The organism is Polyangium jinanense (assembly GCF_028435265.1).
Classification (GTDB): Bacteria; Myxococcota_A; Polyangia; order Polyangiales; family Polyangiaceae; genus Polyangium; species Polyangium jinanense.
Genome location: NZ_JAGTJK010000120.1, coordinates 1 through 11,376 on the forward strand (window position 1 = coordinate 1; position 11,376 = coordinate 11,376).

7 protein-coding genes are annotated in these 11,376 nt (G+C 68.2%); 3 read left to right on the plus strand and 4 right to left on the minus strand.

Annotated elements, in window-relative coordinates; translation table 11 throughout:
- Positions 1-963 precede the first annotated feature (963 nt).
- Positions 964-2,673, minus strand: a complete 1,710-nt coding sequence (locus tag KEG38_RS54200; RefSeq protein ID WP_272429046.1) for an ATP-binding protein — start codon at positions 2,671-2,673, stop codon at positions 964-966.
- A 181-nt stretch (positions 2,674-2,854) separates the two neighbouring features.
- Positions 2,855-4,462, minus strand: coding sequence for a hypothetical protein (locus KEG38_RS54205; RefSeq protein WP_272429047.1), 1,608 nt, complete (start codon positions 4,460-4,462; stop codon positions 2,855-2,857).
- Positions 4,463-4,518: 56 nt separating this feature from the next.
- Here KEG38_RS54205 and KEG38_RS54210 point away from each other — a divergent pair, with 56 nt between their 5' ends.
- Positions 4,519-6,777: an ArnT family glycosyltransferase gene (locus KEG38_RS54210; RefSeq protein ID WP_272429049.1), complete on the plus strand. Its 2,259-nt coding sequence runs from the start codon at positions 4,519-4,521 to the stop codon at positions 6,775-6,777.
- Here KEG38_RS54210 and KEG38_RS54215 read toward each other — a convergent pair.
- Both KEG38_RS54215 and KEG38_RS54220 read right to left on the minus strand, forming a co-directional pair.
- Complete coding sequence (locus KEG38_RS54215) at positions 6,774-7,064, minus strand: hypothetical protein (protein WP_272429051.1); 291 nt, start codon at positions 7,062-7,064, stop codon at positions 6,774-6,776. The two genes, KEG38_RS54210 and KEG38_RS54215, sit on opposite strands and share 4 nt — an antisense overlap.
- 5 nt (positions 7,065-7,069) lie before the next feature.
- Positions 7,070-7,489 carry a hypothetical protein gene (locus tag KEG38_RS54220; protein WP_272429053.1) on the minus strand — a complete coding sequence of 140 codons (420 nt, stop codon included), beginning with the start codon at positions 7,487-7,489 and terminating at the stop codon, positions 7,070-7,072.
- Positions 7,490-7,638: 149 nt separating this feature from the next.
- Here KEG38_RS54220 and KEG38_RS54225 point away from each other — a divergent pair, with 149 nt between their 5' ends.
- Both KEG38_RS54225 and KEG38_RS54230 read left to right on the plus strand, forming a co-directional pair.
- Entirely contained in the window at positions 7,639-8,061 is a 423-nt protein-coding gene (locus tag KEG38_RS54225) for a mannose-binding lectin (protein ID WP_272429055.1), read from the plus strand.
- A 625-nt stretch (positions 8,062-8,686) separates the two neighbouring features.
- The gene (locus tag KEG38_RS54230; protein ID WP_272429056.1) at positions 8,687-10,750 is read left to right on the plus strand and encodes an FG-GAP-like repeat-containing protein; all 2,064 of its coding nucleotides are present in this window, start codon (positions 8,687-8,689) and stop codon (positions 10,748-10,750) included.
- The last annotated feature ends 626 nt before the right edge of the window (positions 10,751-11,376 follow it).

An 11,376-nucleotide genomic window follows, 5' to 3' on the forward strand; every position in this document is an offset into this window, starting at 1 on the left:
CGCTCGAGGTCCTAGCACTTCTGTCCCGAGGGGGACGCCTCGCGTCCCCCTCTCGTCCGGGCAAAGCCCGGCCGATTCACCCCCCGAGGGAAGATCGCTTCGCGATCTTCCGAGCATCGAACCGGTCGATGCTCTAGGGGCTTGCTGCCATCGGTCGCCTCCAGCGCGTGGCGCGCGGCGCGCATCGCTACGCGAGGCGCGTCCACGTCGTGGCGGAGGGCGCGGAAACGTGACGCGAGGCACGTCCACGTCGTGGCGGAGGGCGCGGAAACGTGGCGCGAGGCGCGTCCACGTCGTGGCGGAGGGCGCGGAAACGTGACGCGAGGCGCGTCCACGTCGTGGCGGAGGGTGCGGAAACGTGACGCGAGGCACGTCCACGTCGTGGCGGAGGGCGCGGAAACGTGGCGTGACGCGTGTCCGCGCCATGGCCGCGCGACGGGCAACGATGCCGCGCCCTCGTCCATCCCGTGCGGCGCGCTCGCGTAGCGATGCGCGACGCGCGCCACGTGCCAACCACCGCCCGCGCCACGAACCGAACCACTCGACGATCACGCGGCCATAATGCGTGCTCTCGCGCACTCACGACGTGGAGAGCGGGGGCGATACGGCGGGCGGGGCGTAGAGCCGGGGCGCTGCCCCGGACCCCGCGGGGGCTATTCGCCCCTCGACCCGAACCAGGGCCAGCCCTGGACCTCAGGGGGAAGAACTGCGCGATGCGCAGTTCTTCCCACAGGCCGGTGGCAAGACCTCGAAGGCGCGTTTCAACCTGGCGACGGGTCTTGCCAGCAGAAGCGTCAGCGCTGTCTTGGTGGGCAAGGTCGTCGCTGGTCTTGACCCGGCCTGTTCGATGAACTGCGCATCGCGCAGTTCATCGACCCCGAGTCCAGCGCTTGCGCTGGTCCGGGTGCAGGGGCGGACAGCCCCTGCTGGGGTCTGGGGCAAAGCCCCAGCGAGGCGGCGCCGTCAGGAAGCGCGCGCGGTCACGGCGGCGCGGCTCTTCGGGAGCGTGACGGTGAAGGTCGAGCCCTCGCCGGGCAGGCTCGCGAGCGAGATGGCGCCGCCGTGGGCTTCGACGATCTGGCGTACGATGTAAAGGCCGAGGCCGAGGCCGCCGTAATGGCGGGACGAGACCGCGCGCTCGAATCGGTCGAAGATGTGCGCCTGCCGGTCCTCGGGGATGCCGATTCCGCGGTCCTCGACGCAGAGCCACGCCTGCGTATCGTCGCCCGTGGCCCGCACGCGGACGGGCTTGCCGGCGCCGTACTTGAGCGCATTGCCGAGGAGGTTCGTCACGACCTGGCGCAGCCTCGCCCGATCCCACATGCCCCGCACCGGCCGCTCCGCCTCGACGACGAGCGAGCCGCCCGTGCGCGCGATCTCCTCGCGCAGCTCGCCGGCCGCCTCGCGCGTGAGGGCCGCGAGATCCACCTCTTCGAGCTCCAGATCGAGGTGCCCGGCTTCGAGCCGCGAGACGTCGAGCAGCCGGTCGATGAGGTGGAGCAGGTGCTTGCTTTGCCGGTCGCTCGTCTCGAGCAGGCGCTCGATCAGCGGCGCGGGCATTCGATCGAGCTTGCCCGCGCGCGCATGCCGGAGGAGCGCCTCGATGCCGAGCCTTAGCGAGGTGCAAGGCGTGCGTAGCTCGTGCGAGGCGATCGAGAGGAACTCGTCGCGCGCGCGGATGGCCTCTTGCGACTCCTCGTAGAGGCGCGCATTCGCGAGCGCGAGCGCCGCGTGGTGGCCGAGGTCCTCGGCGAGCGTGAGGTCGGCCGCGCAGGCCGGCGAGGAGCCGGGCATGCGGGCGAGGGTGATCGCGCCGAGCGTGCGGCCGCGCGCGACGAGCGGCACGGCGACGTACGAGGAGAGGCCGAGCGCGCGCACGAGAGCCTCGCAGCTCGGATCACGCGTCCCGAGTGCGGCGAGGCGGGCGTCCGTGGTATCGGGGACCGCGGGGCAGAGCAGCGGCTGGCCGAAGCGGACGACGTGGGAGACGCCGCCGGGCAAATCGGGCTCGACGCGGATGGAGCCGGGTTTGGCGAGGGCCTCGCGCGCCGGATCGACGTGGGCGAGGGCGCCGAGGTGCACGCCGCCCTGGCCGTCGACGGTCCACACCGCGCACCAATCGGCGGCGAAGGGGACACAAAGATGCGCGAGCCGGGTCGCCGTATCCTCGTAATCGAGCGTGCCCGAGAGGATACGCGTCGTCTCGGCGAGGAAGGCGCTCCTTCGCTCGGCGCGCTCGGCGGCTGCGCGGGCGGCCTGCTCTTTTTCGAGGAGCCGATCGCGCTCTTCCTCGGCGCGCCGCCTGTCCGTGATGTCGCGGCCGAGCACGACGAGACCGCGGCGCCGCCCGTCCGGATAAAAGAGCGGGACCTTGTACACGTCGTACGTCCGGATCGACCCATCGGGCCGCGGCACGTTTTCCTCGACGCGGGAGAGCTTGCCCGCGTCCCAGGCCACGCTGTCGGTATCCGGGCAGACGAGCAAGGCTTCGCGATAGAAGGGCGTGAACGCCGAGAGCTCGGCCTCGCTCTTGTTCTGGTAATCGACGCCTTCGAGCCCGAACACTTCGAGCCCGGCGCGATTGACCTGGAGCCAGCGGCCCTCGCCATCCTTCATGAAAATGGGATCGGGCGAGGCCTCGATGAGCGTCCGAAGCTGCTCGGCGTTGGACATCCCTTGCTCCGGAGAAGTCGACTCCTCCGGCGTGAACCTGGTCGGCTCGGCGCGTGCCCCGGAAGCCGGCGCGTGCTCCTGCCGGGCCTCGCGATCCCTCGGGGCACTTCGCATCATTGCCGCCATGATCGCGCAGCCTAGCCCCTGGCGTCAGAGACGCAAGGAAGCGATGGCGGCCGGCTCACCGGCGATCGAGCGGCCCCTGGCCCGATTTTCGTCGGTAGAGCCACCACGTGCCCACGTGATTCACCGGGACAATCGAGGGATCCTCGCGAAACATGCCGTCCGGCGAAGTTCGGCTACGAACGAGGAACCAATCGAAAAACCTGCCATTCTGGAGAGGCCGAAACTTGTGCGGCGTCCATTCCCATCGCGTGGGGACGTGCGGCGGAATGACGGCCGAGGGCTCGGCTCGGCTCCGATACACGAGCGGCGAGGCGCCGAAGACGGCGAAATGGAAGCTGAGCCAGCCGCCCTTGTCCGCCTGCACGTAGGCCGGCAAATGGATGAAGGGGGTGTTTTTCTTGGTCGAGCCCCCGTGGTCGAAGACGAGATACATGAGGCGCGGGGCGCGCGGGATGTCCTCGACGATGCGGTGGAAGTCCTCGGTCGCCCGGTCGAAGACGCGGTAGTTCGTGGCGATGGCGCGCGAGAGGCCGATCGGCGCGAGGGCGAGCGCGAGGACGAGCGGGGCGCGGAGCAGGGGCGCGCGGGGGAGATCGGGTAGGAGCGCGAGCGCGAGGAAAGCGAGGGCCGTGGCCTCGCGCGGGTAGACGTACCACCAGACACCCTGCTGCATCGGGAGCATCAGGAACGAAAGGAGGAACGCGCCCGCGCAGCTGAGGGCGAGGACGTGGCTGCCCAAGACGAAGGACCAGGCGCGGCGGTTCCAGGTGCTCGCGCGGCCCGAGAGCGCGAACGCGACGAGCGAGATCAGCGCGACGAGGCCCAGGGTGCGGTAATTCGTGACGATCGCCGCGGCTTCGATCGGATCGTGGAAGCCGCCTTCGAGGAGGAGCAGGCGGATCTCGTCGAGGCGGTGGGTATCGAACTGCGAGAGGTCGATCGGCCCGCCGATGGCCGCGGGCCGGACGCGCGTCCACACGGCGAAGAGCACGAGCGGCGGGACGAGCGGCGCGAGGATCGGCCGGAAGCGCCCTGTCGCCGGGTACATCACGACGGCCGCGGCGACGACGCCCGCGATGGCGAACGGGAAGCGGAAGACGTGCGTGAAGAAGAGCAGGACGAGGATGGCCGAGAGCGTGATCTGGCGGCGCCGCGAGGGCGCGTCGAGCAGCAGGAGCGTCACGCCGATCGCCATCGCGAAGAGGCCGAGCGCGCCGACGAAGTTGAGAAAGCCCCAGTGCGTGAGGTGGCTCCACGCGAACGGCAGGCCTGCGAGGCCGAGGAGCGGGCTCTTCTTCATGCCGTGGAAGAGCACGGCGAGGCCCGCGGGCAGGAGCGCGAGCATGGCCACGGCCGCGATCTTCACGGCCACGTGCGCGGGCACGAGGAACATGAAGAGCGCGCCGATCACGTACGAGGACATGTACGGGACCGCGAGCGGGTGCAGCTCGAACTGATCCCGCAGGTGGTAGCTCGGATCGAAAAAATGCCGCAGCGCGCCGGTCTGCGCGGCGTGGAACGGGAGATCCGTCATCGGCGCGTACCGCGCGGCCGTGAACGGGTAGGCGATGACGTAGAGGGACGCGGCCAGCGCGACGATCGCGAGGGCGGATCCAGCGGGATTTTTCTGCACGGCGGCCGCGAACCGCTTTCCGAGACGCACGGGGGCGGCAAGTTACCACGCCCGAAGCGCTTGCCATCCGCTACCCTCCCGCGCGCATGATCCCGAGGCTCTCGCTCCGCTTGCCCCAAGGCTCGGACGGGCTGCCCGTGGCGAGCGCGCGCGAGGCGCGGATCGCCCGGGCGCTCGTCATCGTGGCCACGGCGTGGTTTTTCCTCGTCGCCGCGTGGGAGATGCTCGGGCCCGTGCTCAACGGGCACTGGGCCTCGACCGCGAGCATGGGGATCATCGCGGAGAACATGCTGCGCTGGGGGATCCCGGGCCCGGTCTGGGAGTACACCGAGGCGCGGCCCGGCCCGGAGCTCTACTACTGCCACCACCCGTGGGGGATCTTCTGGGTGACGGCGTTCGTCATGAAGATCGTGGGCCGGCACGACGTCGTCTGCCGCCTCGCCGCGATCCTCCTCTCGGCCGCGACGCCACCCTTGCTCTACGCGATCGGCCGCTCGATCTGGCGACCCGCGGCGGGCGCGGCGGCGGCCGTCGCTTTCGTCGTCCTTCCGATCACACTCGCCTTCGCGAGCTTCAACGCGCTCGAAGTGCCGCTCATGTTCTGGTCGCTCCTCGCGATCTACGGCTGGGTGCGGCTCGTCCAGACGTGGCGAAGGCGCTTCCTCGTCGTGAGCGCGGCAGGCCTCTTCATGGCGCTGCATTCGGACTGGCCGGCGTTCGTGCTCGCGGGGCAGTGGCTCGGCTTCGGGCTTTTCCGCGCCTACCTCGGCGGTCGCCGCTTCTTCGGGCCGCTCCACGAGCGCCGGTACGCCGAGCTCTGGATCACGTGGGCCGTGCTGTCCGTGCTCACCGGGGTCCTCTACCTCGCGATCTTCCAGAAGGCCGGCAAACTCGGCGATCTGCTCTCGGTCTACGGATCTCGCTCGGCGGGCAACGCGGTGCCGCTTTCGGCCGTGCTCGCGAGCCGGCGGTACTGGATCGAGCTCTCGTTCACGCCGATCGCGATCCTGCTCGGGAAGATCGCGGCCGTCGTGTGCGTGCTGCGCCTGCTCCTCACGCGCGCCGAGGTCGAGCTCGCGCCGCTCCTCGTGCTCGGCATGGCGACGTTCCAGTACATCGTCTTCAAGCAGGGCGCCGACATTCACGTGTTCTGGCCGCAGCCGTTCGGCGCGTACTTCGCGCTCGCGATGGGCGCGCTCGTGGCCACGCTCGCGCCGGCGTTCGAGCGCCTCGGCGCCCTCGCGCGTCGCGTGCGGCGGCTGCCTGCGGACAGCACGTTCGAGGGCGGGATCGTCGCGCTGGGCATCCTGCTCGTGCCGCTCGGGTTCGTCCTGCGCGACGGCGCGCCTGCGGTGCTCTACGCGCGGCAGACGGGCGGGCGCTTCAACGAGAAGGGAAACCTCATCGACTCGGACGGCGACAAGACCGTGTTTCTGCGCTGGCTCGCTTCACGCCTCCCGCGCGACGCCACGGCCCTTCTGCACGAGAGCATGCACGCGACGTGGGCGCAGGTCTGGTCCCTCGGCGGGCGTGTGGTGAAGGTCAACCCACCGGTGCCGACGGGGCCGCTTCCGGGGCGCGCCAGCGTGTTCGTGATGGACAGCCGCTACGTGCCGGAGGCGCAGCTCGCGGCCGTGACGAAGCGGTTTCACGTGACGGCCGTGGGCCCGTTCTGGGCCGTGTTCCCGGGCGAGACGTTCGCGCCGATCGACGCGTACGTGTTCGAGGAGCGCGAGCCGACCGCGCTCGAGTGGATGTTCGTGAGCGCGACGGAGCCCGTGCGTACGATCGTGCCGGACGCGTATGCGACGTGGGAGCAGCGTGTGCACTGGGAGCAGGAGGCGACGCCGCCCGCGGAGCCGCCGCGGACGTTCGAACAGAAACGAATCGCGCACAACGTGGCCGTGACGCAGGGCGACGCGGCGCGGGCGGAGGCGCTCTTCGCGGAGATCACGCGCGAGCTCCGGCCGATCGGCGCGGCGTACGAGGACGGGCCCGAGATCGTGGGTGCGTCGTACCGGACGGGCGCGCGTTCGCGCCTCGACTTGTTCGTCCGGGCGTCGGGCCCGCTCGCGCCGGGGACGACGTTCACCGTGCGATCGAAGGTCCTTGCAGGTGCAAGGTTCTCGACGACGATGCCGGATCCGACGACGCGCGAGGTGGCATTGCCGCTCGTGGTGCCGGTCGAGCGGATGCGAAAAGGGTTTCTTTACGTGGATCCGGTGACGATCGTGAAGAGGCCCGGCGCGGAGGTCTTCCACGCGGCGCTGCTCGGGCGGGGGAAGTCGATGAAGCTCGCGCGGCCCGCGGGGGCGAATGCGATCGAGGTCTTGCGGCTGGATTAGGGGCCCTGGCAGCCCTTGCCCATGAGCGGGCCCATGCTGCCGTCTTTCTCGATGAAACGCACGTCCTCGCAAGCCTGGTTCGGCTCGCAGTCGGCGTCGGTCGCGCATTCCTTGAGGCACTGACCCTCGTTGTTCGCGAACGTGCCTGCCGGGCACGAGGGCGCGGGCGCGGCCTTTTGATCCGACGCGGCGCCGCTGTCGACCGGCGGGGGCGTCGTGTTGCTACACCCGAGGGCGGCGCCAAAAACGAGGGCGGCGAGGGCGACGGCAAACGTGTGTTTTTTCATGGCGATCACATGCAGCTCCAGGAGAAGTAGACGATCTCGCCGCCCGCAAAGAGTTTTTCGTACTTGGCCGGTATGGGGGGCACGGCTTTTCCGGCGAGCTGCGGGGTGAGATCGACCTCGTTGTCGGGGGAGCCGTCCGCGATGCCCGCCTTCACGACCTTCCCGTCCTGAATCGTGATCCATGCATCCCCGGTGCGGCCCTTTCGGTCCTCGTTGCAGATCGCCGGGTGCACGAAGGTCTGCAGCTTCCACTTGTAGGCGTCTTCGGCCTCGTCTTGATGGAACTGCCGCGCGAGCTCCTCCCGCTCGGCCGGCGTGAGCGCCGCGGCCGCGGGGTTGTCTGCCTCGGCCGGCGTTTTGTCCGGCGGCGTGCTCGACGCGCAAGCCGCCAAGAGAAGCGCGAAGGTCCCTGTTCTCCAGATCATGGCGCGATAGGAAGACAAAGCCCGTCGCGGGTGTCAAGGGGCCGCGAGGTCGGCGGGTGGAGCAGGCCGTCAAGCGCTGCCGGACGGCCTGTCGGGCCGCATATCCGGGGGGAGGGCGCGAGGGATGGTCCCGGCCCGAAAGGAGCACCATGTCGAGAAAGTTTGCCATTTCATTTGCGGCCGTGGCTCTGACCGGACTGTTCGCGGCGGGCGTCGCCGATGCGCGTGGCGCATTCGAGGATTCCTGCGACAGCATCCGGATCTTCAATCACACGAACCTGTCGGCGAATTGCAAGATGCGGAATGGCAATGTCCATTTCGGGGCCCACATCGATCTGAACCAGTACCTCGCGAACGACGACGGCAGGCTGGTATGGCGCCGGGGCGGGAATTTCGGGGCCACGTGCAGCAACATCACCGTGATCCATCCGCAGATCGGGCGGATGGGGGCCACTTGCAGGCAGCGAAATGGGATGACCGTCTTTGCGTTCATCCAGCTCGGTGAGCATATCGCCAACATCGACGGGAACCTCACCATCGTCGAGTTTGGCCCGCAGCATGATGAGCTATAACAGGCCGCTCCGCCCGCTGGGGCCGTGCCCGTTGCTCTCCTCTCCTCGCCTTGCTCGAACCGAGCTCGAAACCGGGACCGTTCCCGGCTTCCTTCTCGCTCGGTGATGACGCACCGCAGAACATCCCCACCACCCTCCTAGCTCGATGAGCCGGCGCCAGGGAGTTCCGACGTTATTTCCGTCGGATTCGTGCGCTTCCGTCGTGGCCATATCGAACGATGCTACGTTCGCGCGCAGACATGGGGGGGACCCACGAGGTCCCATGGGCGTCAGCTCGAGTAAGTCCCGCGTCGCGAGAAGCGCGACATTGCCAGGAAGATCAACGACAACCCCAGGCAGACCGCACCACCCGGCTCTTTCTGATGGCTGCGTGCCGAGGCGGCCGCGCGGCCGACGCGGAAAGAGAACGGGAAGCACGAGACGACCGAAGGCAAGCCACTCTGCCTGACGTTTGGCGCTCGTATTGGTGAACGACGATAAAGAACGCGGCTGCTCGCGCCATTTTCACGGGGATTTTCGCCTCGCCCGGGCCCGGCATGGATCCCGACGGGGAGCCCCTTTCGACGGCGCAACGTGTTGCGCCCCCTTACTGCTTGATCGCCAACTGGCGATGATGGAGAGATCGATGCACATCGGAAAAACATACATCTATACGATCACCTCGCTGCTCATGCTCGGCTGTGGCCCCGTGGAGGGGACGGATGGAGGCGGCGACGACGGCGAGGTCGGAGCCGCGGTCCAGGCTATGAACCTCCAGGATTACAACGGGTACTGGTTCGAGGCCCCGGCGAACAACACCATCCCCGTGTGCTGGAGGAACCCGAGCAGCGAGTTCGCGACCGAGAAGCAGATCATCCGGGAGGCGGTCGAGGCGAGCTGGCAAGCCATGTCGGCCCTCGAATTCACCGGCTGGAACACGTGCCCCGCCACGGGCAACTACCTGTCGGTCGAGCTCTTCGACGAGCCGACGCTCGATAAGTGGATGGCGGGCCGCGTGGAGCCGGCAGAATATGGGCTCGCATCGCTGCACAACGTGGCGACGGAGACCCATCCGAGCGTCAGGCTGACATATAACCTGACAGGCGCGGTTCCGACCCCCAACCAGCAGATCCGAAACCTGGCCGTCCACGAGTTCGGGCATGCGCTCGGGTTCCATCACGAAGAAGACCGGGAGGACGCCGGCGAGTGTCACAAGGTGCCCACAATAGACGCTACTTGGCGCGTTGAAAACCTGGACCTCACCGAGCTCGATCCCTGGGGCCTCATGACGCACAGATCCTGCCGCGGCGGCAATGACAGCGGCACGCGTCCGTCTGGCATGGAGCACCTCGCGAACCAGGTCATTCACGGCTCCCCGAGCCAGTGGACGCACTTGACGCGCAACTACTGTATCAGCGCCGGCGAGACCCTGTACATCGGCGACTTCAACGGCGACGGCCTCGACGACCTCTTGTGCAATCAGTCGGGCGACGGCGAGATGCTCATCGACTACGCCGACATATGGGGTAAGTTCTGGGGCTCCGAATGGAATTTGGTGGGACGGAACTTCTGCCTGGCGGGGAGCGAAAAGCTCTACGTCGGCGACTTCAACGGCGACCTCCACGACGACCTGCTCTGCAACCAGTCCGATGATGGCGACATGTTCATCGACCTCGCCGACGCGGAGGGCCAGTTCGAGGGCTCCGACTGGCCGCTCGGGGGACGGAACTTCTGCGCGTCGGCGGGCGATAAGCTCTACGTCGGCAAGTTCAACAGCGACAACCGCGCCGACCTGCTCTGCAACAAGTCGAACGGCGACATGATCGTCGACTATGCCGACACGAGCGGGCGTTTCTTGAGCGACGGGAACGAATGGACGGATACCGCTCGCAATTTCTGCGTGTCAGCGAGCGAGAAGCTCTACGTCGGCGATTTCAACGGCGACGGCCGCGACGACCTGCTCTGCAATCAGTCCGACGGCGAGATGCTCATCGACTTCGCCGACACGGCCGGCAAGTTCGAGGGCTCGAACTGGGTCCAGGTCCGCAACTTCTGCCACAACGGCGGCCAGCTCCATGTCGCGGACTTCAACGGCGATCAGCGCCAGGATCTCGCCTGTTTCGACCCGTCCGACGGCTGGATTCGCTTCGAGCTCGCCGACAAGAACGGGCGCTTCGACGAGATGGACATGGGCCCGACCCCCGCGCCGCAGGCCGACGCGCGCGGTCCCCTCGCGGGCTGGTGCAAGAACGCGACGCTCCTCGTGGGGCAGTTCAACAACGTCAGCGTCGGGCGTGTCCATCTGCCTGGTCGCGCCGATCTCCTGTGCCAGAAGTCGACCGGCTCGATGTCCCTCCAGTACGACTTCTCCATGCCGGCGCTCTCCGAGACCGGCGTGTCGGTCGGCTCGGGCGGCTGGGTGCACTACGGTCCCTTCACGATCGCGATCGGCGGCGAGCTGAACGCGTTCCTCACGCGTCCGATCCCCGTGGGCGGGCTCCCGGCCGGCGACGCGGACCTGTACGTGAGGAAGGACGTGCAGCCGACCCTGAGCTCCTACGATTGCCGAAGCAACGGCACGACGTCGTTCGAGCGCTGCAGCCTGACGGATGCCGGCACCTATTACGTCTCGATCTACGGCGCGAGCGCCACGACCGGGCTCGGCGCGCAGGTGTTCCTCGAGTCCCTTGGGATCTTCACCAATCCGTGACGCGGCCGCTGCCTGGGCCGTTCGCCAGGAATGCCACCGCATTCTGGCGAACGGCCCTCGTACGATTCTGCCATTCTCACCGATCGTACCCGCGACCTGACGCGTGACGAGCTCGAGCTACGGGCCTAGCCCTTCGCCCTCGCCGTGCTCCTCGAGGACGTCGATGTATTCGCCGACCTTGTTTCCTGCATGGGAGAGATGGGCGCACCGGGGAGGCGGGAGCGTCAACGACCGGGCATGACAGGTGCGCGGCTCTCGGCGTTCGTCCTTCACCGGCTGGGGCGGCGGCCTTGGCCGTCAAGACCTGCCAGCTCTGGGTCATCACGGTCGCGCTCCCCGACAGGGCCCACGGGGCCATCTTCGGGTGCCCGGGGAGCCGCACACAGACGCGGATCTCCGCGCGGACGAGAGACGGCACACACAGGACGAGAAGGACTGCGAGGAGGACGAGGGCCCCAGGGCGACGACGCATGCGAGCCTGGTCACCGAAGGCAGGCGGGCGGGGCAACTTTCCACCCAAACTGCACGCCGACCCGTCTGGCGCCGATCCTGAAAGGCTGAACCGCCCGCCGACCCTTCCTTGCCGAAAAAACGGTTCCGTTTTTTGTCGCCCGACCCTTCCTTTA

Coding starts and splice junctions, on each gene's coding strand:
- KEG38_RS54200 (WP_272429046.1), bottom strand. CDS start 2,673: ATGTCCAACGCCGAGCAGCTTCGGACGCTCATCGAGGCCTCGCCCGAT.
- KEG38_RS54210 (WP_272429049.1), top strand. CDS start 4,519: ATGATCCCGAGGCTCTCGCTCCGCTTGCCCCAAGGCTCGGACGGGCTG.
- KEG38_RS54215 (WP_272429051.1), bottom strand. CDS start 7,064: ATGAAAAAACACACGTTTGCCGTCGCCCTCGCCGCCCTCGTTTTTGGC.
- KEG38_RS54220 (WP_272429053.1), bottom strand. CDS start 7,489: ATGATCTGGAGAACAGGGACCTTCGCGCTTCTCTTGGCGGCTTGCGCG.
- KEG38_RS54225 (WP_272429055.1), top strand. CDS start 7,639: ATGTCGAGAAAGTTTGCCATTTCATTTGCGGCCGTGGCTCTGACCGGA.
- KEG38_RS54230 (WP_272429056.1), top strand. CDS start 8,687: ATGCACATCGGAAAAACATACATCTATACGATCACCTCGCTGCTCATG.